Below are 25,534 nucleotides of genomic sequence, written 5' to 3'. Positions count from 1 at the left end.
TTCTTGTGAGAAACCCGGATAAGGTCTGTATATTTGTAGAATTTAAGAAGCGCTTAACAGGAGTGTGGGATGAATCGTCAACCGTCGCAGAGCATACAAAAATACTACCTGTACACCCTGTTCACACAGCTGAGATTTACGAGAATTGTCAACGTCATCTTTCTGGTTCATTTTTTGAAATTCAGTTTGGTGCAGTTTGCTGCGTTGCAATCGCTGTTTTTATTCTCTCAATTTGCATTCGAAATCCCGAGCGGTGTTTTAAGTGACCTTTTCAAGAAGAAATCGGTTATTGCGATTGGGTTGTTTTTGCTGATTCTCTCGCCATTAATCATGACCAGCGTGAATCTGACGAATCATTCTCTGGGATTTACCGTTATTGTGTTTGCGTTTATTTTGGAAGGTGTAGGTAATGCGCTTCTTAGCGGTGCAGATGATGCTTTGTTTTTTGAAGCAATCCGGCGCGATGGGTTGGAGAAAGCATATGCAAAAATTCGTGGCAGAATTCAGCTGATTAGTGCCATCGTGACCGGTATAGCAACGTTTATTGGCGGGTATTTATATTCGTTAAATGAGATGTCGCCCTATTTTTTTCAGGCATTTATGCTGCTGGGAGCCGGTGGGGTTATTGTATCGATGAAAGAAGAAAAGTCTACCGTTGAATCAGTTCGGGTTTCTTCACAGTATGAAAAGGTCAAGGACATCCTTCTGGTCTTTGATGAGGTGAGAAGGTCGGCGAACGTTCTTTTTCTTGTTGTTTTCACAACACTCGTCGTTGCGATGGTCAACGCCATTTTTTCTTTGCTGCCGTCTTATGTTTCAGACCTCGGGTTCACTTCTTCTGCAAATGGGACGATTTTTATGATTTTCAGCTTTGTCGGCGGATTTGTCGCAACCCAGGCTTTCCGACTCACAAAAGTAAGCTATCAGACGCTATCGCTGATCATCATTGGTTTACTTAGCGTGGGGATGATCCTTCAAGTTCAATCTAATGCCTACATTTTCTTAATTGGTGCCTGTTTATTGTATGTCACAGTCGACATTTTGGATCCGATTGTTATGGAGATGCTGAATTTATGGGTTAAGGATTCAGCACGGGCTACTTTGATATCAGGGCTTTCATTTGCCGTTAGCTTGGTCACCATGATCGTCAATCCTCTTATTGGCATTGTCATCCAACAATGGGGTACGGTTTTAATGTTGACGGTATTTTCGTTCTTCACGGTAGTCATGATCGCAATTTCTTATATTTTGATTTTTAGGACAAGTAAGGGAAAACGAGATTAAAAGAAGTGACACTGATGAGTGTATTCAGTGTAGCAACTGTGTCATGATGGTTGTTTAAATGGTTTAGGCTTGGGTGTTGCGTAACTGGCCCCAGACAAATGACTTCAAACGAAGGTCGTTTGTCTGGGGCTATTTTGTTACCCAAAAGTATCTTGATGGTTGACTTTAACGGCCCTAAGTTTACAGAGCCTCGATATATAGCGATGATGTGCGCCCTTACAGTGAGAATAGAAGTCAGAAAAGAGGAGGCCAAATGGTAATCAATGCGGGGGCTGTGATCAGCACTTATCGGAAACAGACGGGCATTACCCAGCAGGTTTTGGCAGATTTTATTGGTAGTTTGAAGGCGTTAGTTTCAACGTGGGACCCAGAAGTTCCCCGAGCAGAAGGACATTAGAAACAACTCATGAAATACCTTTTTGCATATAAAAGAACATATTATGATGCTGCAAGATATCGCACAAAGACGGACTCGTATAGATCTACAAACGCAAAAAAACAAAATTAAAACTTACGAGAAATAAAATCCTGCGTTAAAATATAGTTATTAAAGGTGTGGGAGGAATGAGATGAAAAAGACTAAATCGGCGTGTATTCAACACAGATCTTGCATTTCCTTTTGAAAGAGGATTATGACCATGAATATGCCATCAAGGAAATTATATGGAGAAGTAAAGAAACACAAGGAGTATCTAGAGGGAAATCATATAAACCATAAAATCCTCTCGTTAAAACGAGGGGATGGCGGCTCAGTTATTCATTATATGGGGAATACAATACACTGATAGTCGGGAAACATTCTGATTGATCTTTTAATTGACAATAGAAGAAAACCTTTGGTAGAATTAAGGAGTCAAACAGCGGACAGCGTAGAATTTTGATGCTTCTACGTTGTTTTTTTGTTTGTCGGATTTTCTACCAAAGCGTCTCGAATATCGGGAATCTTGTATTGTCTGAGCCGTTTTTCTATTGCACTTTTTGATTTTAGGAGGAACTATAAAGATGGATTTTTACATGAAATTACCACGTAACAAAAAAGAATTTGCACTATTTATGGGGATTGTCTCTATTGTCTCTGTAAATATTATCGCGCCGCTTATTACCTGTTTTGAGTCAGGATTTCACCTTTATGTGTGGCGAGACGTACTGACGATACTTCCGTTTATCTGGCTGAGTGTGATTGCTATTGTGCTTATTACTTATATACCGGCAGAAAAAATGACAGCTCTGATTGCGGCGAAAGACGACAGTTTCCGCTCTCATATTGTCGTGAATATTTTATGTACAGTATTGATGATGTCTGTTTTTCTGACTGTAATCGGAACATGGATTGGGACACGCGCTATCACCTTAGAACCGATACAGATGTTTTTCTATAAGTGGCCCAGAAACTTTGCTATTTCATTATTCGTTGAAATGTGTATCGCACAGCCGATTGCCAGATTTGCACTTTTACAACTGCATACAAGACTTGATGAAAAAAGACAGTTGGGATAATTAAAAAAATGTATAGAATGTTTGAATTCTGACTTTATTTATGCGCAAGCTGAGAAAGAAAATTGATCCGAAGCCTTTGAGCTTGTGATCCTGAATCCAGCCGGTGTGGGCTAACTTTCAGTTGACGGCGTTGAACGGTTTTGCCAAGCAGCATCAAATCAGGACCATCGCGGGCTTTAAAACGAGATGCGACCGGTTTGCAGGACGATGAATGATCGTCTTGCGGAACGGCCGCCTTTTTTGATGACACGATAAAGCCGCAGCTATGCGAGTTTGTTATGTTCTGAGACGGATGAGCCGTTATTTTAAAAATCAATCGTTAACAATCAAATGATGCAAAACCACTATATCATGTATAGTATCGTGTCATTACCTACCAAATTTAGTAGTTTAGTGCTTTCTTTTGAAGAAAAATCCTGTATACTATATATATTGATGCAAGTGGAACAAGTCAGTGTACTGGGGGATTAGCCATGATTGAATTTTATACACAAATCAAGAAACGAGACGGGCGCATCGTTGATTTTGATGCGAGCAAGATTAGCACTGCGATTACAAAGGCGGCGGAGAGTGTGGCAGAGCTGTCACCCAGTGATGTGCTGACGATTGATCACTTGACGGATACGGTGACGGCTAAAATTCGCGATCGCTATCATGATGACGTTGAAATCGCCGAGGTTCAAACGGTGGTTGAACAGACGCTGATTGCAGCCGAGAAGTATGACTGGGCCGAGGCGTATACGCAATATCGGCTGAAGCGGGATTTAGCGCGTAAGCAGAAGCAAGATGTCAATTACAATGTGGCGAAGCTTGTCAATCGCGACAAGAGCGTGGTGAACGAGAATGCCAATAAGGATAGCCGCGTGTTCTCGACCCAGCGCGATCTCACTGCCGGTGCTGTGGCTAAGGCAGTCGGGCTGAAAATGTTGCCGCCAGCTGTGGCCAATGCCCATCTGCGTGGCGACATTCATTGGCATGACCTCGATTACACCCCGTTTATGGCAGAAACCAACTGCTGCTTAATTGATTTTGACTACATGTTGAATCATGGCTTTTGCATCGGTAACGCTGAAGTGGAGCCGGCCCACTCGATTCAGGTGGCTGTGACTCAGATGACCCAGATTATCGCGAATGTGGCTTCCAGCCAATATGGCGGCTGCTCCAGTGATCGCACGGATCAGGTGCTGGCCCCGTTTGCCGAGAAAAATTATCAGAAACATCTAAAGGAATTCGGCGATGTGATTGATGATCCGGCCCAATTGAAAGCGTTGGCTGTGAAGCAGACCAAGAAGGATATTTATGATGCCTTGCAAACGTTGGAATATCAGGTCAACACCCTTTATTCGACGCAAGGACAGACGCCTTTTGTCACCGTTGGCTTTGGATTGGGCACCAGCTGGATCGAACGGGAAATTCAAAAGGATATTCTGAAAATTCGGATTCTTGGTCTGGGTAAAGAGCGCCGTACTGCGATTTTTCCGAAGCTGGTCTTCACGTTGAAGCGCGGATTGAATCTCAACCCGGAAGATCCTAACTATGACATCAAGCAGCTGGCTATTGAATGTGCCACCAAGCGGATGTACCCGGATGTCGTGTCATACGATACCATCAAGCGGCTGACCGGCTCATTCAAAGCGCCCATGGGTTGCCGCAGCTTTTTGCAAGGCTGGACCGATCCTAAGACCGGCAAGGAAGTCAACGCCGGCCGGATGAACCTTGGGGTGATCACGGTTAATCTGCCAAGGATTGCCATGGAGTCCAAAGGCGACAAGGACAAGTTCTGGAAGATTTTTGAAGAACGGATGCGCATCTGCAAGGAAGGTCTGTTGTATAAGATTGAGCGCACCAAACAAGCGACGCCGGAAAGTGCCCCGATTCTTTACAAGTACGGCGCATTTGGCAAGCGTTTGGCTGACACAGACAGCGTCGATGACCTATTCAAAAACGGCCGCGCCACGGTATCGCTTGGTTACATCGGCTTATACGAAGTCGGCACGGTTTTCTATGGTTCAGCATGGGAAAAGAATCCCGAAGCCAAGGCGTTTTCCGTTTCGATCGTCAAGGCGTTGGATGATCACTGCAAAGCCTGGGAAAAGCAGTATGGGTATCATTTTTCGGTTTACGGTACGCCGAGTGAGTCCCTGACTGATACCTTCTGCCGCGACGATACCAAGAAATTCGGGATCGTCAAAGACATTACGGACAAGGAATATTACACCAACAGCTTCCATTATGATGTCCGTAAATCACCGACTCCGTTTGAGAAACTCGATTTTGAAAAGGATTATCCGCAGTACAGTGCCGGTGGCTTCATCCACTACTGTGAGTACCCAAATCTGAAGCAGAACCCAAAAGCGCTTGAGGCAGTTTGGGACTATGCCTATGATAAGATCGGTTATCTCGGCACGAACACGCCAATTGATCAATGCTTCAAGTGCGGCTTCAAGGGTGAATTCACGGCAACAGCGAAAGGTTACGAATGCCCGGAATGCGGCAACCACGACCCGGCAACCTGCGATGTGGTCAAGCGCCTCTGCGGCTACCTCGGCAATCCAAACAAGCGGCCGATGGTTCACGGTCGTCAGGAAGAAATTATCCACCGAAAGAAACATATCTCGTTTAGCTTGAATCAGGTGGCTAATCGGCGGGAAAAGTAAGATGAAATAAGTACTAGCATATTAAAACGGCGATCGCGAGAAGCTTCCTGCGATCGTCGTTTTATGTTGGCTGAAATGAAGCCTGCGACTTTTTATTTTATTTGACTGCGTGTAAAATGCAAAGCAATTAATTGTTATATTGAAGCGCTATTTTGAGGAAGACAAACGAGTCGGGAGGTGCAGCATGGTTGCCAATGCATTTACCACCAGTCAGTGGCAGTCAGCCGAGCAATGGAACAATGGCTGGCTATTTTTCGCTATCGTTGTCATTTTACTCATTGTGAATCATCTTGTGATCATTGGCGTTTATGTTCCGAATCGACTGAAATGGAAATGGGCAGTTATTGTACCGTTTATTTTCATCTGTCTTGGGTTGGCCAGGTACAGCTGGGTTCGGACGACCAGCGCCGCGAATGTGCAATTCAATCAGTGGGCCAAGCAGATCACGCCCCAAATACGAGTCAAAAAAGCCTCTTTTTTCCGACTTGTGCCAGTTCCTGATAGCGCCATTGAAGCGTACCAAGGACTAAATGAGTATCCGGCTTTTAAAACATTGCCCATGTATGCACACCGGCAAGTCACCGCCCCTGTGACTTATTTGGGGCGGAATGCCAACAGCGTTTATTTTAAATGGCAGGGTATGATTTATCGCTACACAGGGACAACGCGCACGGGTGATCACGCTGCTTTAATCGGTTATCGTTTTTGGTTAAAAGACCGGAACTACACGCGACTGGGCTTTGTCAATCCATCTAAAACGTTCACCGCTGCTTTGATGATTCCTAAGGGGCAGGCCAAGCGCATCTATCATCCGGTCAAGCAGATTGTGGTCACGCTTGAGAGTATGGATGGCGATTGGACGACTGAGAAGGTATATCGGGGATCCTGATTTACTTGGCAGGCTGATGTTGCGGCCAAATTGGCTTTGTCAGGATCAGCATGAACAGGCTCCCGACAATAACCAAAATGATGTCAAGGCTAATACCGCGATACCAGACAATGGTCAATCCCGTGATTAAAAGTGTGAGACCAAGTAAGCGGAAGCCAAGTGCAGTGAGCCGGCGGGATAAAACTGACCAGTCGGCGAAGATGTCGACTGTTTTTGGGGCGATAAAATGTCCCCAAACTAAAGTGGTGCCAGTAAGTAACCACCAGATGGCTTGCGTCAGCCAGTGTGGGTAGAATCCAAAAAGCGTCGTTGTTGCCATGCCAATCAGAATGGCAACAACTGTGGTTAAGACAGCCATCACAGTTTGCCAATGATTGACCGTACTATCTTTGATCAATTTCTTCTTCAACTGTGGATTATCCAGAATAAGATGATCAAGGGAGACGTCAAATATCCGGGCAATGCGGGTGACCATTTCTAAGTCAGGTAAATTGCGCTCGTTTTCCCAGTTAGAAACGGTGTGGCGTGAGACATTAAGATCATGGGCAAGTTCGGCTTGAGTCATATGATGGGCAGTGCGGATTTGTTGAAGCTGCTTTGAAAAATTCAAATTGTTCACCTCGCTTGGTCTGATTGTGGCAGACGCCATCGGAAATCACAAGGAAGATAAGCATCCGCACGAGCTCGTCATTCGAGACAAGTAATTATTGCCCGGGAAATGCTGGTTTAAACAATATAAAAAGGCTCACAAGATTATGGGTGCCACAATCTTGTGAGCCGATTGGCGTATGACAAGGCGCCGCTTAAAGACTCGCGCCCCAGAGGTTACTGCCAAGTTGTTTGAAAGAAAAGACTTTATCCCACAGTGCCTTTTCTGTTTCGCTAAATGCAAAGTTGTCAGATACTTTGATGCTAGGTGCCATGTTGAAAAATGTTTGAAGTGTACCGGTAAAAGCAACACCGTCACTGTTCGTCAAATTTTTCAATGTTTGCCGCACATACCGCGCAGTATCAGAGTTGGGATGAGATTCTGCCAATGCGGTATTGAGACGTTCCATTGCTTGAACTACTTCATCCTTTGATACCATGATTGCCACCATCTACTTTTCTAATGACCATGACGTTATTTTCGAAATTCTTTTCTTTTAAGGACACCGTTATTGTAAAAGCGCTTTTAATCGACTGTCAACAATTTGCGATTTCACAGAATCAGATAACAGACAAGGATTGCCTGAAGGCCGCGGTGCCTTAAATAAAAATGTTGCTGAAAAGCCTAGGCGTCAAACTCTTAATCGCGGATTTGATGCCTACGAATGGCATTGTACTCACTTCCATACGCCTCTGTAGCATTCCTAAACTCAATATCGTTTTGAAGGTTGAGAAAATACTTGTCCGATACCCCGAAGAAACGGCCCAAGCGAATTGAGGCATCGACCGTAATCTGCCGGCGATCATGTAGGATATCTTGAATGCGTGAGGTCGGGATGCCAAGGGACTTGGCTAGCGAGTGAGTAGACAGATCGAATGGGAGCATGAACTCTTGCTTTAAAATCTTGCTAATTTTTGGGGTTGGGATTTTTTTCATAAGAATTCGCTCTCTTTCCTTTATAAGGCTATCATGTAAGACCGGAACTCTGTCAACAAACGCTTTCATTATATTAGTGGAAGGATTCTGCTCAGAAAAGAAATAAGGACTATAATTCAACTTAACCATCATGGTTTTACTTAGTATTGACTTTGGTTTCTTCGGTGAGCTTATTCAGTTATTTTCGGCCTTGTAGCTGCTTCTTGTTTATTAGGGTTTATTGCGTTCATCTGGATTTCTTCAGATTTCACCTCGTTATGAGACGCTCCTGCGCCTGGTTAGCTATTCCGACTAGTATGATGTCGGGAGATCTAGTTGATGTCTAATGCCGTCGTGATCACATAGAAAAGCCATCTTGCTATGCAGATGGCAAGGTGGCTTTAAACTCATACTGTTATACCTGTTATACCATACCTGGACATAACTCAAATCCATAAGCGATCGTTCATGTACTGTTGAGAGAACCGATCTAAATCTTTATCACTGATCCTCTGTCTGTTTTTTGCAACATATCGCGTTCGCATAGAGTTGCGAACATCGTAGTGAAGCTCAACTTCTTCGTCTTCATCCAATGCGACGATAGTGAACTTGCGCCCACTTTCATCATATTCGTACACGCGACTGTCATCGGAGAATGAGAAGTACTTGTCGGTGGTCTCATCAACTGGTTCAATGATTACTATAGGAGTGCCTTGATCGTAGCATGATGTCCTATATTTCCCATCACTTACCATTGGAGCAATCTTTCCTCGATGGAATTTAAAAACAAAGCCATCATAAACTGGTTGAAAACCCTCTTCTGTCAATTCAATTTGAAAAGTGCTTTCTTCACGTAAACGGAAGATTTGGCCAAAGTTATCACGAATTTCAACACGGCCTTCATTAGTCTGAAGCAGTTCTTCGCGATTAATGATGGTTCCTGCCAATAATCCATTACCGTTGAGTGTTGCTGGTTTGCCATTGCCCTTAGGCTTGCTAACAAACGTGACCATAAAAGTCTGATTTCCGAGATCTGATATACGTGAAGTGTCCTGTAGACGTTTTGGTGCACTATTAAAGGGAGATGAAGTTTCTGGCATATGAAATTCCTCCTGACAAAAGTTGGCAGTAATTGGTATGCTAGGTATGGCATAGACGAATAATACCATGTTATAATTTAAATATAAACTAAAAAATAACAATAAGATGGTGGTTTTATGGTTAAATCAGCAACCAACTTTCTAAACCTATATCGGAAAAGCTTAAGTGAGTTTTTCAAGGCGTCGCCCTTATATGCGACCATTCTTTTTGTTCTGGTGCCGATACAGTCTGTCTTACCAGCGGCTACCATCGCGGGATCGCAATTATTGTTAACATCCTTAAGCAATAACGATTCCCCTATTACTCCTGCCGCTGTTTGGAGCGTTTCTGTTATTGCACTTGGGATCGCCGGTCCTATTGTTACTTTGACGCAAGGGTTGCTGACTGACCGACTTGTAGCGCATATTAATTTAACCTTGATGGAGCATTCCAAAAATCTAAAGGGAATCGCAACGTTCGAGACTGCCAATTATTATGACGAATTAGAGTTTATTCGCTCACAATCCGGATGGCGGCCAGTTAACTTAATTGTGTTTGGCCTTGATCTTTTGCGCGACACATTATCGATTGTGTCTTATATTGTTTTATTAGCACAATTCAACTTTATCGTTATCCTGCTAGTTTTATTACCGATCATCCCACAAGCAATTTTCACGTATAAAATTCAACAGGATGCATTTGAAACAATGGTGGATAGGAGCCCGCAGTCGCGAAAAATGCAGTATTATGCGAAAACGTTACTTGCAAATACAGACGCTAAAGAAGTGAGAATTTTCAATGCATTTGATTTTTTTATAAAAAAATATCAGCATACGTTTACGCAAATTCACGGCCGGCTTAGTCGAGTGCGATTAAAGCAGATGCGTATTTCAGGAGCCTACGCCATTGTAAACGGTGTTGCGTTAGTCGTTTCTCTATACCTAGTGATCGTTGGCATACAAAGAGGTAGCTATCCAGTTGCATCACTGCTCACGTTTGCTGTGACGGTCGTTTCATTATCTCAAAGTCTAGGAAGTCTAGTGGAAAGTTCTAGCTTGCTGTACGATACGCTTTTGTTTATGCAGAAATACTACAAGTTTCTGAGTAGAAAAGATACGCTTGATATACCTGGTAAAACGATCAGTTTGCCGAAGGTGCCATTTGCAGTTGCATTTAACCATGTTTCTTTTGCCTATCCAGAAACTGACAAAAAAGTTCTGCAAGACATTACTTTCGAGATTGATCCCGGTTCCACTGTGGCTGTTGTCGGCGAGAACGGGTCTGGCAAGTCAACACTCGTTAAACTGTTACTACGCTTATATGAAGTTTCTTCTGGTGAAATTATGATAAACGGGACACCTATTAATCAGTTGAACGTTGATGCATTTAGACATCAGATCAGAGTTGTCTTCCAAGACTATTCTAAATTCAATTTATCCTTGCTAGAAAGTGTGGGTATTGCTGACCTTCAAGACTTTACTCCAGAAAATGTTAAACTGGCACTTCAAAAAGCAAGTGCCTGGGATAACTTTTCGGAACAGAAAATCAGCTTACAGTCTCATTTGGGAAAGCAATATGAAGATGGTATTGAAATTTCAGGTGGGCAATGGCAAAAGATTGCCATTGCTCGAGCATTTTTAAATGATGACCAAGCAAGCTTAGCCATTTTAGATGAACCGACGGCAGCCATTGATCCACGTAGCGAGTTTGAAATTTATCAGCACTTTGCAGAACTCAGTAAAAACAAAACAGTTATCTTCGTTACGCATCGACTTTCTTCGGTGACAATGGCCGACAAAGTACTATTCCTCAAATCAGGTGAAATTATGGGTTTTGCATCACATCAAGAGCTAATGCGAACAAATTCTGAGTATGCAGAAATGTATCGGATGCAAGCAGAAGGATATGTAAAAGGTCTGGATAAGTCTGAAAACCGCTAAACGAAACGGAGGCGAATAGTTCGAGCAAGAGGCCTTCACTTGTTTTGACGCCGATTTTTGGTATTTCACTGTATCTTTATAATCTACAGCGGCGACGACCCTTGTTTTTGTAACCAAAGCCATGCTATACTCCAACACGGTGCCAAACCACGGTGAGTTCGTAACGATCGGCGCGTCAGCGTTCAGAAGGTCGAAGCGACTCGCCATTTTTTTGAGCGTGAGCCAGCCCGGTTAGAAACAGGAGTGTAAGCGGCCTTGGGCGTGATGGCCGGTCTTTGGCCATTGCGCCCAAGGTCCTTACACGCAGGTTTCTGGGCTGGCGAGCGCGTTATAGATAATATGAAGTGACCCCCTAGATTGTCGACTCGGGGATTTAGACTGATAATGGTGTTGTGTTAAAACGAACCATACAATCATTACCCCATGACAATAGGAGGTCACTCACATGGAAAGTATAGTTTACGTCGGGATGGATGTCCATAAAGCCACTTACAGTCTATGCGCGTTAGACAAAGCAACGGGTGCGCTCTTAGCTGAGACCCAGTGCGCTTCAGAGCCAAAATTAGTCGAAAAATTTATTAACGGATTAGCTGAAGAACTGGATCCAGACACAAAATTCGTGACCGGGTATGAGGCTGGTATTTTAGGATATTCACTCTATCATTCACTCAAAAACTTAGGCATTGACTGTATCATTCTGGCACCGACAACGATGTATAGTTCCGCTAAGAACAAAATGGTCAAAAATGATTCAATGGACGCGCGAATGATCGCCAAGAATCTTGCAGCTAATACGTATTGTGCCGTTTATGTCCCTGATGAAGCGGATAACGAGGTAAAAGAATTCATTAGACTACGTAAAATGATGAAAAAGGACCTCATTAGAGTGAAACAGCAAATCGGCATGTTCCTTCTCCGTCAAGGATTGAAGTGCTCAGCATCCAAGTGGACGCTGGCCTATATGGATTGGTTAAAGAAAGTCCCATTGTCTCCGGTATTACGGTCAGTGCTCGACGAAATGACGCTGCAGAAATCTGAATTAGAGGAAAAGATTGCCCGCTACGACCAGACCATCGAGACGTTTGCGAACAGTGAACGTTACACCAAGCCCATTCACGCGTTGACAAGTATGAAGGGATTTAAAACCACAACAGCCATGACCATCCACATCGAGATTGCGGACTTCAAACGTTTCAAAACAGCTAAAGCGTTTATGTCTTACGTTGGGCTAAATCCGTCAGAACATTCAAGCGGCGATCATACCATCAAAGGGGGGGATTTCGAAGCAAGGTAACAGTATCGTCCGCACAACCATCATTGAAGCCACACAGGGATTGGTCAAGGGCAGCATTGGGTACAAATCAAGAGCCCTAAAAGCACGCCAAGCAGGACAAGAATCAGCCGTTATTAGCTATGCCGATAAGGCAGGCGCTCATCTTCATCGCAAATTCACGCGGATGCTTACTCAAGGAAAATCATATAACGTGGCAATCGCCGCAGTCGCCCGAGAACTCGCTGGATTTATCTGGGGTATGGAAACTGGCAATATCAACTACTGATCACCAAAGCGCAATTGAGCCCGAAGATTCAAACAACAAAGATGACAGCAAGAAGTATCAAGGACTAAAGCGTCACGATATTGTCGCTGGTAGCAACAAGCGTCAGAACTCAACGGTCTGGCTATTTACGAGCGTTCTATTTTGGTACAGGCTCGCCCTGGGTATGGCCATATTTAGAGACAAAGAGTTTGTGATCCACGACTATAGATTAGATTCTAAAGCCTTCGACGGGACCATTAACCTGGGGTAGCCAATCCCCGTATAACAGAGTGGTTAAATGTCGAGAGACAACGGAATTCTGGAGCTTGTTAGTGCCATCGACAATATCGAAAATCTTATAAAGATGGGGTTGACAGGGGTCACTTCATAACAGAACGCGAAAGTTAACAGTTCAATTGCCCCTAATAGGATAATCTCCATTGAATCGCTACACTTTGGCCATTTAGGCTTCAAGGTCCTTATGTGCAGGTTTCTGGACTGGTGAGCGCGTTATAGATAGCAAAAGACAACCCCCACAATTGCCCTAAATAAATGTGACACATCTTCATCAACCACCCCAAAACAAAAACCGCAGCCAAACTACCGGCTGCGGCCAAACAAACGATTCAACTGAGCAAGACGTCGCTGATACCCCAAGTTTCAGGACGCCGGCTCAGTGTCTAACTTTTTGGACTTAGCATGTGCCGTTAATGCCTCCCAATTAACCAGCGGCAGTTGGGCAACGGCACCCAGGATTAAGATCAGTGACCAGGTGAGGATCAGACTCATGGTGACATCACCGGTGAAGTGGGCAAGAATCCGGACACGGGTGTAGGCCATGATGGCGCCGTACGCAAAGGTGAGCCAGAAAACCAGGCGTTGGCGCTTAGGCTTGTCGCGGTCAACGAACCAAGTCAGCGTGAGAATCGTTGCGGCGGTTTGCGTATGGCCGGATGGGAAACTCATGTGACCGTTCGCCCCGTTTGGATGGAACCAACTGGTGAAGTGTGCCGGATTGCCATTTAATTCGTATGGACGGAAGCGGCCCCAGAAGGTTTTCATCGCGTTTACAATCTGATCGGACATGATGCAGACTAAGGTGGCCACAAGTGCGACCTTCAATAAGTAACGCAGCTGTTCGTCGCTTTTGTGCGAGAGCCAGTATTGACTGCCGGCAAAAACCGCAATGTAAAGCACAATGAACAAAATGAGACTGGTGGCACCAGGCAAGGCAAGCTTGCTGCCATCGGAATTGGCCATTCCCATTGGCTTGCCGGCGTTGATGTCGTTGAGCGATGTGATCACCATCGTCATCGCATACTTCAGGTAGCCGGCCCATAATTCCCAACCGGCGTAAATGACACTACCAATAATCATCAGCGTGCGAATGTACCACGCAAGCTGCGAGGAGCGCAGCGCATAGTGACAAACAATATTGCAGCTGATCATAATAATCAGCGGTGCCGTCCATAGACCGACGTCTTGAAAGAGCGTGGCGAACGGATCGTTCATATCACCAATGGTTTGTGAAATCTGCCAGTCAAAACCGGCCGCTGCAGCTAACAATAAAAGTAAAATACCAGCAACAATCAGAAAAATATGTTGGCGGATCGGAGCGTTTAACTTTTGCGTTTGGTCCATTTTTCTGCCTGCTATATAAAACGTGGAAGAATGTCTCTTTGACACCAATAAAGGTTTTATATATTTCCTTTCTTGATTGACAATCCTACATTTCATTTAGTCCCGTCAACAACGGTATTCCCGTACTGAAATAATTCAGCATGACAGTGACCGCCTCCTGAACTTTAAGGGTATAGCCTACCCCGTAACCTTTGATTTTGCATAAGCGACTAGATTCTCAACGGCGTTTTCGTCTCGCCGCAACTTCACGCCACACTGATAACAATGATAATCATCATGACCAGTTCGGTGTTTCAAGTTGCCGCTTAGCGTGACTCGTTCATCAGCGGTTTTCACATAACCACAGCAGGAACAACGCTGGGTGCTGGGATAAAACCGATCTGCCAGCACCAACGTATTGCCATACCAGTCGGCCTTGTACTGCATGATCACCTTGAACTTGCCAAACAATGATCGATGCAGATTCTTGGCGAGACGTTTATTCATGCGCATATGGTGATTATCCAAATCCTCAATCCCAATTAGGTCATAATCAGTGACGAGCATAGTCGTAAACTTTTGCAGTAAATCCGTTTGAATCCGTTCAACTCGTTGGTATTGGCGCTTCAACTTGGTTCTCGTTGTGCGATAAGCCTTGGAGTTAAAATGCTTGGGATTTACTTTCCGTTTGCGGGCTAATTGGCGCTGATAATGAGCAATGCGGGCGTAAATTCTTGGTAATCGCTCAGGTAAGGTGGGTTGGGAGGCATAGCCAGTCGACGTTTGATAGTCAAACTTGCCGATGTTGGCATCAACCCCAGTGACCGTTAGAACCGGCCGCTTTTCAACAGCGGACGATACCTCAATTGAAAAGGAGGCATAGTAACCATCAGCGTCTTGAACGACACAAACTTGTTTCAGTTCGCCCTGCCAACGCGGTTGCTCGGCTAGTTTGATGTCATACCAGGCACCAGCACCATGAGGTTTATCTAAACGTAACTTGCCATTCACAAGTTGCGCCCGATCCGTTTTGAAAGTTTTGCGGGATCGTTTCTTAGATTTCCAGTTGGGTTTATCGTGATCTGGCATCTTCGGATTGAAGTAGTTTTTCCACGCTTTACCTAGATCTTTCACGGCGAGCTGTAAAACTCGGGCTGACTGTTCGTACTGCCAATCGGCTTTGTTCCAGACCAGTTCGTCGCGGACTTTGCGTTCATTAGGCCGCAGCGTTTTATCGGCCATCACCAGAGATGCATCGTACATGCCATTCCAAGCTTCGAGGGCCTGATTCCAGCAAAACCGGCGATAATTAAACAACCGCTCCAGTTCACGCCGCATGGTTGCATTGGGATAGAGCTTGATCTTATGCGTTTTGATCAAAAGTTGTCACCTACTCTCAATTAGCTACTTAAACGCCACTTGAGAGGAAGCTCAGAGTAAGCGTTCAAATTAATGCTAGCTGCGAAACTTTGGTAAGAACCATCATACAGTACCGATTCAGGCTCTTGTCAATACATTTCGCTAGTTAACTTAGTTTGAACACATGGACAGCTTCCACTTAATTATTCTGTCCATGTTGTACCGCTTGATTTCATGTTGTTCGTCATATTTGAGTGCTGTTAACCTCCTCCCTGTACTTTGAAAATAGCACAGAGTTTGCAGAAAATGGGCGGATTTACGCGACGTGTACGTAACATTTAAATCACCGATACGAAATTTACAGATGCTTAAGCAAAGAAAGGTTCGTTAATCGTTAATTGCCGCTGGTCAAAGTCGACGGTTGCCTGTAAGCCGTACGGTAAAACGGTGCGTGGATAGGCGTGACCAAAATTGAGGTTGTATAGAATCGGCGTTTGATAAGAAGCCGTCACGTCCAAAAGTACTTGTTGGTACTCGGTAAAATAAGTTTCATTTTGCGGCTTGCCAACCAAAATGGCGCGTACTTGCTGCAGGACACCATGATCATCGAGATGGCGCAGGAATTGGCGATACGTTGCCGGGGCGATTTTTTCCTCAGAGGTTTCAATGAAGAGAATTTTTTCGGCCCATGATTGCGGGAAAAGGTGATACTTTTCCGCAACTTGCGGCTCATCGGAATAGCGGACAGGATATAGCAAGTCGTGAAGGCTGTCGAGACACCCACCGAGCAAGGTACCGGTGACGCGGCCATGACCGCGTAAGGTTAAGTAGCCGTGCTGCTCCGGATGGGCTTTGCGCGGCACGCCTAGCTGGTCCGCGGAAAAATCGGTTCGCTCTTCGTACCATGTTGGACTGGATGTGATCTCGGTGGTCGCTGGGTTTTCAAAGAAATGGTGAAAACTGGCTGCCGTGTAAGGCAATAACTGCTTATCCAGCTCGGCCAGATCATTCAGGAAATTCGGTCCGTAAAAAGTGGTCATCCCCATCTGGTAGAACATGAGATGATCGATGGTTGTGTCAGAAAATCCCGTGAAAATTTTCGGATGATTTTTGACGACTTCAATAAATTCCGGGTCATCAAGCAGATAGGGCACGATGCGGTAGGTGTCATCGCCGCCGATCGCACAAATAATGCCTTTGATGTCAGGATCAGTCATGGCCGTTTTTAAATCAGCGGCCCGAGCTTCAGGATGTGCTTTTAAATACGCTTGCCCGCGTAAAGCATTGGGCATAAAACGCGGGACCAACCCCATTGCTTCGAGGCGTTTGGTCCCTAGTTCCCGTTGATGCGCGGCAAAGGCTTCCCCTAGTGTCCCTGCGCTTAGACTGACAATGGCAACTTGATCAAGTTGCTGCAACTTCGGTGGTTTGATCATTAAACCAGCCCCTTTCGGCTAACAGTTGCCTCTATTATTCATGATGAGTCAGGCACATGCAAGCAGGATTGCTTTTCGCGATTCGTTAAAGTTGTGTTTCCACCCGGCATGCTGGTAAGATCGAAGGGTAGCTAGTGAATGCGTGAACGAGGGGATAAATCATGTATACCATTCAAACTGCCGCAACGGTTGGGGCAAGGGGCACGGTGATCACGATTGCACCGCCGATTGAACGGATTCGACCAGGCGATCCGATTCGGCTTAATGGCAAAAGGATTGGCAGAGTGCGCGCGATTGAAAAAGCCAATCATCCGCACCATGTTAACGACAAGCCGTGTACCGGATTAGTGATCACGATTCCGGTTAAACCCGGTGACACCATTGAGTTTCCGCAATCACCACGCAAGTCATAACGCCGGCGGATTGGCGGGCGGTGCGACTATTTGATGAATGTGAATAAGCATCCACATTCATTTAAAGTAATCGCAACGCAAAAAACGGTCTTAACCCACAAGGACTCGTCATGCGAGTTTTTGTGGTTAAGACCGATTTTTTAATGTAGGTGAACTAGTCGGCTGACGCGGCCGTCATAATGCCAGCCTCAGTCATCCCGTCTGCGTATAGTTTCAGCTTGCCATTAATAATGTCCATGACAAGATCGCCATATTCAACACCGTCTGCTTCGGCTTCTTGTGGCAAAAGCGATAGCGGCGTCATGCCAGGCAGGTTGTTGGCTTCGATGACCCATACGCCTTTATCGTTAGCAAAGAAATCGATGCGGCCATAGTTTTGTAAGCCTAAAACATCCATGGTTTGCAGCGATACATCCTTCATCGCCTGATGGACGTCTTCATCTAAATCCTTTGGCGGGGTGATGAAGTCGGTGTAACCGGCTTGGAACTTGTGCTTGAAGTCATACCAGCCAGAATGGACTTTAATCTCGATGGCCGAGAAGGCGCGCCCGTTGACAACGCCTAACGAGAATTCGCGACCAGGCGTGAATTCTTCAACAATCGCACTATTATCGAAGCGGAAAACGTCGGCGATGCCACTTTCCAATTCTTCCTGATTGTGGGCGATGTGCGTGCCAACACTGGAACCACCAGACGTTGGCTTAACGACAACCGGAAAATCAAACGGCACCTTATGTTCGCCAGGTTGATTCCGTTTGAATTCCTTAAACGCAGCGGTCTGGATCCCGTGGTACAACATGATCTCCTTACTGAAGACCTTGTTCATGGTCATCCCTGAAGCCAGCGGACCGGAGCCGGTATATTTGACATTGTTCAGATCCAGCGTTGCCTGAACCTTTCCGTTCTCACCGTCCCCGCCGTGCAAGGCCAAAAAGACAATATCTGCGGCTTTGCAGATCGCCAAAACATTCGGGCCAAACAGCTGTGTGCTGCCATCGGTCCGTAACTTGTTGATGTCAGCGTCAGTCAGGATGGCATCCGAAATCTTCAGATCCTTACTGGTGTTGGCGTCGTCAAACACCTGGTCGACCGTCTTTCCTTCGAGGTCGTAGCCAAGAAACAGGTCAATAAAGGTGGCCTGCTGCCCTTTTTGTCGCAAGGCGTTTGTGATCCGGTAGCCGCTTGAAATCGACACATTGCGTTCCGTGCTCCGGCCGCCTGCTAAAACGACAATTTTCATTGATAGTACCTCCACGTATTATCCGAGTTTGATAGAAACTACAGTTTAGCACAATCCGGTCTAACCGGCGAGAACGGCGCTTGGATTTGCGGTAAAATTAACCGAAATAAAAGGGATTACCAAAATTGAAATCGACTTAAATTTGAGCAAAAGACTGCAACGGGGTTAACGAACGCAGTCTGAGGAGGTCACATGCAATATTCATGGTTAACAATGCCCGATCATCGTTACTTACTGGTAGCTGATCAGGGAAAACTGGTTTTTGTCGGGTCGCCTGATGCCGATTTGCAAGAAGCAGAGCACTATGTAGACGGGCCGTTTGAGTTTAACGAGGAGGCGATGAAGCCATTTCAAACCGCTTTGACTGATTACCTCACAGGGAAAACACGGACAGTGACAGTTCCAGTAACTTTTCGCGGCACCACTTTACAGGAAGCTGTCTGGCAGTACCTGCTAACGATTCCTTATGGCCAGACCAGAACCTATGCGCAAGTCGCAGCAGCAGTCGGGCACGACCGCGCATTTCAGGCAGTCGGACATGCGGTTGGCCAGAACCCGCTGATGATGGTAATTCCTTGTCATCGGATTTTGCGCAAAGACGGCGGGTTAGGCGGTTTTCGCGGCGGTTTAGCACTAAAACGCAAGCTGCTGGCGCTCGAACAAGGGGAACGTCCACTCTTTTGACCGTAGCGGGAATTTCCATAATTTTTTAAAGGGCGATGCGAAAGGTTCTATTTTTATCTCAGGATCTTGTATACTGGGTTAGACAAACTAAAAACAAGGGGATAGTGAGACATGAAGATTATCGCTTACGGTGCGCGGGTGGACGAGATCCAATATTTCAAGCAGTGGGCCAAGGAAACCGGCAACACGCTTGAGTATCATACCGAGTTCTTGGATGAGAACACCGTTGAATGGGCTAAAGGATTTGACGGGATCAACTCGCTGCAAACGACGCCTTATGCAGCCGGCGTTTTTGAAAAAATGCATGAATACGGCATCAAGTTCTTGGCGATCCGTAACGTTGGCACCGATAACGTTGATATGGCGGCCATGAAGCAATATGGCATCCGGCTAAGTAATGTTCCGGCGTATTCACCAGCGGCCATTGCCGAGTTTGCGTTAACCGATACGTTGTACCTGTTGCGTAACATGGGCAAGGTCCAGGCACAGCTGCAGGCAGGCGATTATGAAAAGGCCGGCACCTTTATCGGTAAGGAACTTGGCCAGCAAACGGTCGGCGTGATGGGCACCGGACACATTGGTCGGGTTGCGATCAAACTCTTTAAAGGCTTTGGCGCCAAAGTCATTGCCTACGACCCGTACCCGATGAAAGGCGAACATCCGGACTTCGAGTATGTCAGTCTGGAAGAGCTTTTCAAACAAAGCGATATCATCGACCTTCACGTTCCCGGTATCGAGCAAAATACCCACATCATCGATGAAGCGGCGTTTGACTTGATGAAACCCGGCGCTATCGTGATCAACACGGCGCGGCCAAACCTGATTGACACGCAGGCCATGCTCAGTAACCTTAAATCCGGCAAGCTAGCCGGTGTTGGCATTGATACTTATGAATATGAAACCGAAGATCTGTTGAACCTAGCCAAGCACGGCAGCTTCGAGGATCCGTTGTGGGATGAACTGCTCGGCATGCCAAACGTTGTCCTCAGCCCACATATCGCATACTACACGGAAACCGCGGTGCACAACATGGTTTACTTCTCACTGCAGAATCTGGTTGACTTTTTGACCAAAGGTGAGACGAATACGGAAGTAACGGCGCCGGCGAAGTAAGGATCAGGAGGTTAGACTAGCCTAGCGAAAAGAGTGATTAAGATTAGATTTAAGATGACGACAAAACGGATTATTTGGATTTGCGCGTTTGGTGGTTATCTTTTTGGTGAACTTACCGGTCGCCTAGCCAAAATGGTAAGCAATGGCGTGCTGTCATGGAGTATTAACATTGGCTCTATTGTCGTTGGGTCATTGGTCGCATACGCATTCGGGTACCACTTTGACAAAAAGGAAAAATCTAATTCATAAACATGACAAAACGCGCTGCCTCCTGTGGATTAGGAAGCGGCGCGTTTTAATATGTCAGCTTTAAATAGAATTAGTGATGACTCTGTGTCACTATCTTTTCGAATGTGTTGGCAACATTCAAATCAAACAAACGGCCGGAACTGTGCCAGCACAAAGCCCGTAACGGTCACAAGTGCGAATGCAACAAGCGCGCTCCACAGGATGGCTTTACTTAGGTGCTGTTGCTTTTTACCTGCAAAGGCAACTTCGATTAACCCGATTAAACCAATAGCCAACAAAATCTTAACGACTGTCAGCAAGGGGTTGCGAGCGAATGCGAAGCGCATCAACACCACACCAGTCACGATCGAAACTAGGTAACAAACGCGCGCGATCATCGTCCACATGACAAACTGCCGCGTGTGACTGAAAATAGCGATTCCGGCTGCGACTGCCAGTACTGCCCACGAAATAAGATGTAGCCAAAGCCACATAAAGAAAACCTCCCTTAAATCAGCAAAAGTATTAGTTACACTATACCACTTTTTCTGAAAAAACGGACGATATTTGGGTGTCGTCAGTAAAACACGAACATTAACGGCAACTTTTTGAAAAATAAACGTATTTTCTATTGCAAGTTGATGTGTTCTTCGGTAAACTTTTCATATTCAAAGTTTAGGGGAGCGTGTCATGGAAAACTTTTTTCATTTGAAGCAAAATAAAACCACGCCGATGACCGAGGTCATGGCGGGGTTGACCACATTTTTTGCAATGTCATATATTTTATTCGTTAATCCTCAAGTGCTGTCACAAACCGGGATGCCGGCGCAGGCAGTTTTCCTCGCGACGATCATCGCGAGTGCGGTTGGTACGTTGGTTATGGGGCTGTTCGCCAATGTGCCTTATGCTTTGGCACCGGGCATGGGCCTGAACGCTTTCTTCACGTACACGGTTGTCTTCGCTCTTGGGTTTAGTTGGCAGGAAGCCTTGGCGCTGGTTTTCATCTGTGGTGTGATTAACATTTTGATCACTGTCACGAAAATTCGGAAATTGATCATTGTGGCGATTCCGGAAACCATTCAACATGCGATTGGTGGCGGGATCGGGGTCTTCGTTGCGTATATCGGGATCAAAAATGCCGGTTTCCTGCAGTTCACCTCCGAAGCATCAAGCATTAACACGATTAATGGTCAGCCGCTGAAGGCCGGTGCATTGACGCTCAAACATGGGGTTGAATCAGTTGTTTCCAACGGTGGGATTGTGCCGGCACTGGTTAACTTCACTCAGGCTGGTGCTGTGCTGGCTTTGATCGGGTTGGTCATCATGGTCATCTTGAATGTCAAAAAGGTACCTGGCGCGATTTTAATCGGGATTCTGTTGACGACGATTATCGGGATTCCAATGGGTGTCACCGATTTGCATCTCAGTGCTGCAAATTCCTTTGGTAGCACCTTCGCATCACTTCAAACAACCTTTGGCGCGGCTTTCTCGGCTAAGGGGATGGGTTCGCTGTTCACGAATCCGGATAAAATCGTGTTGTCCATCATGACGATTTTTGCTTTTAGTTTCTCGGATATTTTTGACACGCTGGGAACCTTCATCGGAACCGGCCGGCGTACCGGTATTTTCTCCGACGCCGATGAGCAAGCTTTGGAAGAAGGATCGGGCTTTTCATCGAAAATGGATCGGGCACTGTTCGCCGATTCAATTGCGACGGGTGTTGGGTCGATCTTCGGCACCAGTAACGTGACCACTTATGTTGAAAGTGCCGCTGGTATTGGTGCCGGCGGGCGAACCGGTTTGACTTCGGTTGTTGTCGCAGGGATGTTCCTGATTAGTTCGATTTTTGCACCATTTATCGCCATTGTGCCGACACAGGCGTTGGCACCGGCTTTGATTCTGGTCGGGATTATGATGATGAGTACCTTTAAGGAAATCGAATGGGAAGACCTGTCCCAAGCCATTCCGGCGTTCATGGCGTCAATCGTCATGGGCTTTGTCTATAACATTTCATACGGCATTGCGGCTGGTTTCATCTTCTACTGCCTGATCAAGCTGATCACCGGCAAAGCCAAGGAAATCCATCCGGTTCTGGCGGTTGTCACCGTCGGCTTCATCTTGAACTTTGTCATTCTTGCAGCGTTATAAAAGCACGCAAAAACCACTGTCAGGCGGCAGTGGTTTTTGCGTGAACGCGTTCTAAGGCATGTGCTATTTTGGACGCTCGGCGAAATGCCGAATCTATGCTATGCTCATCTCGAGGTGATTAACAATGGCGCTAAAAGCAATTTTCCATTTAGATACGACCGAGCGCTGGTCCCATCTGGCTTCGAATCTGACTAATTTTCTGACGGCTGAGCCGGATGCTGATTTGGAAGTTCTGGTGAACGGCGACGGCATTACCGTTTATTTCGATCAGGAAGTTGTCGATTTCATCGCTGCCCATCCGCAGGTGAAGTTTTTTGCCTGCCACAATTCGCTGGCGCAACGCCACTTGGATGAAAAGCAGTTGCCGGCGACTGTGGCGATTGTTCCAGTTGGTGTGATTAAGCTGGCGCAGGCGGAAACAGCCGGTTATGCGTACATTAAGCCATAAAAGTAGCCTAAAGTTTCTCCGTTGATTGTGGTTCCGTGTTGAAGGGGACCAGATTGCGTTCGATGGCGGCGCGCTGATCTTCCAGAAATGGCGGTAATTCAAGGTGAACGCCGGCTTGTTCGTAAGTTTCATCAAGTAGAAAGCCCTGGCCATCGGTAGCAATTTCAAAGAGCAGCTCGGGAATCGGGCGGAAATATTCAGACGCAAAGTAGAACCGATCGACGAAGCCGGAAGCATCCAAGCCGGCTCCGCCGATTTTTTTGATCCAGTATTGCAGGCTATCGCGATCATCTGTCCGAAACGCAAGGTGGTGAACACCGCCAAAGCCTTGGTAAGCAGCGGGGATCAAACGTTGGTAGTCAATGATCACTTGCGCACCATGGCCGCCGTGATTTAGCTCAAGTAAGGTATATTGGCCGTCTTTGGCGACTTTTTCGAAGCCGAGCAGGTCGGTCATAATGCTGATAAGCTCCTCATGATGATCGGTGGTGATGTACTCGGGACCGAGGCCGCCGATCGCAAACTCCGGCGGCACGGGTGAATGCCGCCACGGCGTACCTGCAGGGATGCCATGGTTGTGTTCATCGCTAATCAGTTGATATTGTTGGCCATCGAAATCGTGAAAAGGCAGTATTTTGGCACCGAACAATTCAGTGATCGCGTCATGACGCACGCGTTGCTCGTCAAATCGGTTGATCCAATAATTGAGGGCGTCATCGGAGGGCACGCGAAAGCTGGTGCGGGCAATTTCGTTGTTGCCATGCTGGGCTTTTTGGATGCCGGGGAAGTCGAAAAACGTGATATCCGTCCCCGGGGTGCCCATGTCATCCGTGAAATACAAGTGATAGGTGCGGACATCGTCTTGATTGACGGTTTTCTTAATGAGATGGAGACCTAGAATACTACTCATAAAGTGAAAAATCCGTGGTGCGCTTGACGTAATAGCGGTTAGATGATGTAAACCGGTTAATTGATTTGGCATGCTTGGCACTCCCATTTACTTATATTTAGTAAGTGAAAGGTACCATGCTGCCCAACAAATTGCAAGGGCTTGCGTTTTCCTTAAGTTGATTAAGCTCTTTTCAAAATGTTGTACTCGGTCGCGATCTGGCCCTAACGACATGATATGCTCACCTCATTAACGTAAATCCAGGTAAAGGAGCCCGAGGCGAACATGTTTAACTTTTTAGATAATCCAGATGAATATAAACGGTTGATGAAAATGGAAATATTGATCACGGTCGTTGCCGTGGCTGCCAGTGTCGTGCTCTTCAACTTTGGCGTGCTGACTGGGGCCTTGTTTGCGACCATCGCTGCTGCATTCTTCTTGATGGACGCAATCGTCGAAGGGCTGCGACTGTTAGGAGCATCACGCGGATTCAGCTGCTTCATCGGCACAGCCGTTGCGATTCCGGCATTGGCAGGCTACTTGATGGTGATGATCGCCCGCTTCCCAATTGGCATAGCGTAACGGGCGTGAAGGTATCAACGGCATAACAGCTGACCAAGCACAAAACGACTCAAAAAGCGATCTCCGCCATGGGGATCGCTTTTTGAGTGTCTCTGGATTGATCTGAACCTTGCTGCACAGCTTTAAAAGTGGAAGTCGTCTTTATCCGCCACCGCTTCAGCCGTGAGTTCATAACGAACCAGCGGCACCTTACTGCCATCGGGGAGGGTTCGTTCATGCCGATAATCGCCCACCTGCGTGAAGAAGTTGGCGGTTAATAACTTCGCAGCGCGGTCATTACTTGCTGGCAGAATGACATAAACCCGCTTAAGGCCAAGTTCGAAAAAGGCAAACCCAATCATGCGTTTAAGCACTTCGCTCATAATGCCTTGCCCTTGATAAGCAGCTAAAGTTTCAAAACGAATCTGGGCAACAGTCTTCTTCTCGCTAAAGTTCCAGATGCAGAAACTGCCGAGAAAATCATTCGTGCTCCGATCTTTAATGCCGTAAAGCAAGGCATTATTACTCATCACCAGCCGCATCGAGCGGTTAACATAGCGCGCGGTGTCGGTAATTTTCTGGTCAAATTGACGCCCAGACTCCGCGGCAATCTGCTGATCAGCTCGCAACTGAAAAACATCTTTAATCTTAAAGGTCGTCAGCCAGTCCATCGTGTAATGAACCGACATAATCGGATGGTACTTTTCAAAACTCTGCATAGTCTTCCTCCATGATCATGGTGATGACGTAAGCTTAACATAAAAGTTGGTGAGCGTGAGCCAGCCCGGTTAGAAACCGGAGTGTAAGTGGCCTCGGGCGTGATGGCCGGTCTTTGGCCATTGCGACCGAGGTCCTTACACGCAGGTTTCTGGGCTGGCGAACGCGTTATAGGAGTGAGCGTGAGCCGGCGCGTTTAGGAGTCGGAGTGTAAGTGGCCTTGGGCGTG

At 46.3% G+C, this 25,534-nt stretch carries 24 protein-coding genes; 13 read left to right on the top strand and 11 right to left on the bottom strand.

Annotated elements, in window-relative coordinates; translation table 11 throughout:
- Positions 1-69 precede the first annotated feature (69 nt).
- The 5 genes from GSO_RS05810 (at position 70) to GSO_RS05785 (ending at position 6,327) form a co-directional block, all read left to right on the top strand.
- Positions 70-1,284 carry an MFS transporter gene (locus GSO_RS05810; protein WP_010490015.1) on the top strand — a complete coding sequence of 405 codons (1,215 nt, stop codon included), beginning with the start codon at positions 70-72 and terminating at the stop codon, positions 1,282-1,284.
- Positions 1,285-1,537: 253 nt separating this feature from the next.
- Complete coding sequence (locus GSO_RS17750) at positions 1,538-1,681, top strand: hypothetical protein (protein WP_010490013.1); 144 nt, start codon at positions 1,538-1,540, stop codon at positions 1,679-1,681.
- Positions 1,682-2,286: 605 nt separating this feature from the next.
- Complete coding sequence (locus tag GSO_RS05795; protein WP_010490012.1) at positions 2,287-2,781, top strand: hypothetical protein; 495 nt, start codon at positions 2,287-2,289, stop codon at positions 2,779-2,781.
- 473 nt (positions 2,782-3,254) lie between these two features.
- A complete protein-coding gene (gene nrdD / locus GSO_RS05790; protein ID WP_010490009.1) occupies positions 3,255-5,438 on the top strand; it encodes an anaerobic ribonucleoside-triphosphate reductase in 2,184 nt (727 codons plus the stop codon).
- 184 nt (positions 5,439-5,622) lie between these two features.
- Positions 5,623-6,327, top strand: coding sequence for a hypothetical protein (locus GSO_RS05785; protein ID WP_010490007.1), 705 nt, complete (start codon positions 5,623-5,625; stop codon positions 6,325-6,327).
- A 1-nt stretch (position 6,328) separates the two neighbouring features.
- On the opposite strand, the gene GSO_RS05780 is transcribed toward GSO_RS05785, so the two are convergent.
- The 4 genes from GSO_RS05780 to GSO_RS05765 all read right to left on the bottom strand — a co-directional run bounded on the left by GSO_RS05780 (position 6,329) and on the right by GSO_RS05765 (position 8,991).
- Complete coding sequence (locus tag GSO_RS05780) at positions 6,329-6,937, bottom strand: helix-turn-helix transcriptional regulator (protein ID WP_010490005.1); 609 nt, start codon at positions 6,935-6,937, stop codon at positions 6,329-6,331.
- Between the two features lie 193 nt (positions 6,938-7,130).
- Positions 7,131-7,418, bottom strand: coding sequence for a hypothetical protein (locus GSO_RS05775; protein ID WP_029345532.1), 288 nt, complete (start codon positions 7,416-7,418; stop codon positions 7,131-7,133).
- A gap of 197 nt (positions 7,419-7,615) precedes the next feature.
- Positions 7,616-7,912, bottom strand: a complete 297-nt coding sequence (locus tag GSO_RS05770) for a HigA family addiction module antitoxin (RefSeq protein ID WP_029345531.1) — start codon at positions 7,910-7,912, stop codon at positions 7,616-7,618.
- A 425-nt stretch (positions 7,913-8,337) separates the two neighbouring features.
- Positions 8,338-8,991, bottom strand: coding sequence for a hypothetical protein (locus GSO_RS05765; RefSeq protein ID WP_010489999.1), 654 nt, complete (start codon positions 8,989-8,991; stop codon positions 8,338-8,340).
- 117 nt (positions 8,992-9,108) lie between these two features.
- On the opposite strand from GSO_RS05765, the gene GSO_RS05760 reads away from it, so the two are divergent.
- Together GSO_RS05760 and GSO_RS15625 are read left to right on the top strand one after the other, a co-directional pair.
- On the top strand, positions 9,109-10,911 hold the full coding sequence (locus GSO_RS05760; RefSeq protein ID WP_010489998.1) for an ABC transporter ATP-binding protein: 1,803 nt from the start codon (positions 9,109-9,111) through the stop codon (positions 10,909-10,911).
- Between the two features lie 445 nt (positions 10,912-11,356).
- Complete coding sequence (locus GSO_RS15625) at positions 11,357-12,205, top strand: IS110 family RNA-guided transposase (RefSeq protein ID WP_010489996.1); 849 nt, start codon at positions 11,357-11,359, stop codon at positions 12,203-12,205.
- A 904-nt stretch (positions 12,206-13,109) separates the two neighbouring features.
- On the opposite strand, the gene GSO_RS05750 is transcribed toward GSO_RS15625, so the two are convergent.
- From GSO_RS05750 to GSO_RS05740, 3 genes are all read right to left on the bottom strand, one after another.
- Positions 13,110-14,090: a phosphatase PAP2 family protein gene (locus GSO_RS05750; RefSeq protein WP_010489992.1), complete on the bottom strand. Its 981-nt coding sequence runs from the start codon at positions 14,088-14,090 to the stop codon at positions 13,110-13,112.
- Between the two features lie 177 nt (positions 14,091-14,267).
- Entirely contained in the window at positions 14,268-15,449 is a 1,182-nt protein-coding gene (locus tag GSO_RS05745; RefSeq protein ID WP_010489990.1) for an RNA-guided endonuclease InsQ/TnpB family protein, read from the bottom strand.
- 347 nt (positions 15,450-15,796) lie between these two features.
- Complete coding sequence (locus GSO_RS05740) at positions 15,797-16,864, bottom strand: S66 family peptidase (RefSeq protein ID WP_010489988.1); 1,068 nt, start codon at positions 16,862-16,864, stop codon at positions 15,797-15,799.
- Between the two features lie 161 nt (positions 16,865-17,025).
- On the opposite strand from GSO_RS05740, the gene GSO_RS05735 reads away from it, so the two are divergent.
- Positions 17,026-17,277, top strand: coding sequence for an MlaD family protein (locus GSO_RS05735; protein WP_010489986.1), 252 nt, complete (start codon positions 17,026-17,028; stop codon positions 17,275-17,277).
- Positions 17,278-17,431: 154 nt separating this feature from the next.
- Here GSO_RS05735 and GSO_RS05730 read toward each other — a convergent pair whose 3' ends face one another.
- Complete coding sequence (locus GSO_RS05730; RefSeq protein WP_010489984.1) at positions 17,432-18,517, bottom strand: D-alanine--D-alanine ligase family protein; 1,086 nt, start codon at positions 18,515-18,517, stop codon at positions 17,432-17,434.
- A gap of 192 nt (positions 18,518-18,709) precedes the next feature.
- Here GSO_RS05730 and GSO_RS05725 point away from each other — a divergent pair, with 192 nt between their 5' ends.
- Positions 18,710-19,201, top strand: a complete 492-nt coding sequence (locus GSO_RS05725; protein WP_010489981.1) for a methylated-DNA--[protein]-cysteine S-methyltransferase — start codon at positions 18,710-18,712, stop codon at positions 19,199-19,201.
- Positions 19,202-19,312: 111 nt separating this feature from the next.
- Positions 19,313-20,314 (top strand): D-2-hydroxyisocaproate dehydrogenase, encoded by a 1,002-nt coding sequence (locus GSO_RS05720; protein WP_010489979.1) that lies wholly within the window; start codon positions 19,313-19,315, stop codon positions 20,312-20,314.
- A gap of 371 nt (positions 20,315-20,685) precedes the next feature.
- On the opposite strand, the gene GSO_RS05710 is transcribed toward GSO_RS05720, so the two are convergent.
- Positions 20,686-21,036 carry a YisL family protein gene (locus GSO_RS05710; RefSeq protein ID WP_010489975.1) on the bottom strand — a complete coding sequence of 117 codons (351 nt, stop codon included), beginning with the start codon at positions 21,034-21,036 and terminating at the stop codon, positions 20,686-20,688.
- Positions 21,037-21,232: 196 nt separating this feature from the next.
- Here GSO_RS05710 and GSO_RS05705 point away from each other — a divergent pair, with 196 nt between their 5' ends.
- Together GSO_RS05705 and GSO_RS05700 are read left to right on the top strand one after the other, a co-directional pair.
- Positions 21,233-22,690 carry an NCS2 family permease gene (locus GSO_RS05705; protein WP_010489973.1) on the top strand — a complete coding sequence of 486 codons (1,458 nt, stop codon included), beginning with the start codon at positions 21,233-21,235 and terminating at the stop codon, positions 22,688-22,690.
- Positions 22,691-22,814: 124 nt separating this feature from the next.
- The gene (locus GSO_RS05700; protein ID WP_010489971.1) at positions 22,815-23,138 is read left to right on the top strand and encodes a DsrE family protein; all 324 of its coding nucleotides are present in this window, start codon (positions 22,815-22,817) and stop codon (positions 23,136-23,138) included.
- 7 nt (positions 23,139-23,145) lie between these two features.
- On the opposite strand, the gene GSO_RS05695 is transcribed toward GSO_RS05700, so the two are convergent.
- Entirely contained in the window at positions 23,146-24,120 is a 975-nt protein-coding gene (locus GSO_RS05695; protein ID WP_010489969.1) for a VOC family protein, read from the bottom strand.
- Positions 24,121-24,312: 192 nt separating this feature from the next.
- Here GSO_RS05695 and GSO_RS05690 point away from each other — a divergent pair, with 192 nt between their 5' ends.
- Positions 24,313-24,609, top strand: coding sequence for a hypothetical protein (locus GSO_RS05690; RefSeq protein WP_010489966.1), 297 nt, complete (start codon positions 24,313-24,315; stop codon positions 24,607-24,609).
- 122 nt (positions 24,610-24,731) lie between these two features.
- On the opposite strand, the gene GSO_RS05685 is transcribed toward GSO_RS05690, so the two are convergent.
- The gene (locus GSO_RS05685; protein WP_010489964.1) at positions 24,732-25,307 is read right to left on the bottom strand and encodes a GNAT family N-acetyltransferase; all 576 of its coding nucleotides are present in this window, start codon (positions 25,305-25,307) and stop codon (positions 24,732-24,734) included.
- Positions 25,308-25,534: the final 227 nt, after the last annotated feature.

Source organism: Lacticaseibacillus zeae DSM 20178 = KCTC 3804 (assembly GCF_000260435.1).
Taxonomy (GTDB): domain Bacteria; phylum Bacillota; class Bacilli; order Lactobacillales; family Lactobacillaceae; genus Lacticaseibacillus; species Lacticaseibacillus zeae.
This window is presented reverse-complemented; position numbering and strand designations above follow the sequence as displayed.

What these genes read in the sequence shown, in the direction of transcription:
- GSO_RS05810 (WP_010490015.1), top strand. Translation starts at nt 70, where the DNA reads ATGAATCGTCAACCGTCGCAGAGCATACAAAAATACTACCTGTACACC.
- GSO_RS17750 (WP_010490013.1), top strand. Translation starts at nt 1,538, where the DNA reads ATGGTAATCAATGCGGGGGCTGTGATCAGCACTTATCGGAAACAGACG.
- GSO_RS05795 (WP_010490012.1), top strand. Translation starts at nt 2,287, where the DNA reads ATGGATTTTTACATGAAATTACCACGTAACAAAAAAGAATTTGCACTA.
- nrdD (WP_010490009.1), top strand. Translation starts at nt 3,255, where the DNA reads ATGATTGAATTTTATACACAAATCAAGAAACGAGACGGGCGCATCGTT.
- GSO_RS05785 (WP_010490007.1), top strand. Translation starts at nt 5,623, where the DNA reads ATGGTTGCCAATGCATTTACCACCAGTCAGTGGCAGTCAGCCGAGCAA.
- GSO_RS05770 (WP_029345531.1), bottom strand. Translation starts at nt 7,912, where the DNA reads ATGAAAAAAATCCCAACCCCAAAAATTAGCAAGATTTTAAAGCAAGAG.
- GSO_RS05765 (WP_010489999.1), bottom strand. Translation starts at nt 8,991, where the DNA reads ATGCCAGAAACTTCATCTCCCTTTAATAGTGCACCAAAACGTCTACAG.
- GSO_RS05760 (WP_010489998.1), top strand. Translation starts at nt 9,109, where the DNA reads ATGGTTAAATCAGCAACCAACTTTCTAAACCTATATCGGAAAAGCTTA.
- GSO_RS15625 (WP_010489996.1), top strand. Translation starts at nt 11,357, where the DNA reads ATGGAAAGTATAGTTTACGTCGGGATGGATGTCCATAAAGCCACTTAC.
- GSO_RS05750 (WP_010489992.1), bottom strand. Translation starts at nt 14,090, where the DNA reads ATGGACCAAACGCAAAAGTTAAACGCTCCGATCCGCCAACATATTTTT.
- GSO_RS05740 (WP_010489988.1), bottom strand. Translation starts at nt 16,864, where the DNA reads ATGATCAAACCACCGAAGTTGCAGCAACTTGATCAAGTTGCCATTGTC.
- GSO_RS05735 (WP_010489986.1), top strand. Translation starts at nt 17,026, where the DNA reads ATGTATACCATTCAAACTGCCGCAACGGTTGGGGCAAGGGGCACGGTG.
- GSO_RS05730 (WP_010489984.1), bottom strand. Translation starts at nt 18,517, where the DNA reads ATGAAAATTGTCGTTTTAGCAGGCGGCCGGAGCACGGAACGCAATGTG.
- GSO_RS05725 (WP_010489981.1), top strand. Translation starts at nt 18,710, where the DNA reads ATGCAATATTCATGGTTAACAATGCCCGATCATCGTTACTTACTGGTA.
- GSO_RS05720 (WP_010489979.1), top strand. Translation starts at nt 19,313, where the DNA reads ATGAAGATTATCGCTTACGGTGCGCGGGTGGACGAGATCCAATATTTC.
- GSO_RS05710 (WP_010489975.1), bottom strand. Translation starts at nt 21,036, where the DNA reads ATGTGGCTTTGGCTACATCTTATTTCGTGGGCAGTACTGGCAGTCGCA.
- GSO_RS05705 (WP_010489973.1), top strand. Translation starts at nt 21,233, where the DNA reads ATGGAAAACTTTTTTCATTTGAAGCAAAATAAAACCACGCCGATGACC.
- GSO_RS05700 (WP_010489971.1), top strand. Translation starts at nt 22,815, where the DNA reads ATGGCGCTAAAAGCAATTTTCCATTTAGATACGACCGAGCGCTGGTCC.
- GSO_RS05695 (WP_010489969.1), bottom strand. Translation starts at nt 24,120, where the DNA reads ATGCCAAATCAATTAACCGGTTTACATCATCTAACCGCTATTACGTCA.
- GSO_RS05690 (WP_010489966.1), top strand. Translation starts at nt 24,313, where the DNA reads ATGTTTAACTTTTTAGATAATCCAGATGAATATAAACGGTTGATGAAA.
- GSO_RS05685 (WP_010489964.1), bottom strand. Translation starts at nt 25,307, where the DNA reads ATGCAGAGTTTTGAAAAGTACCATCCGATTATGTCGGTTCATTACACG.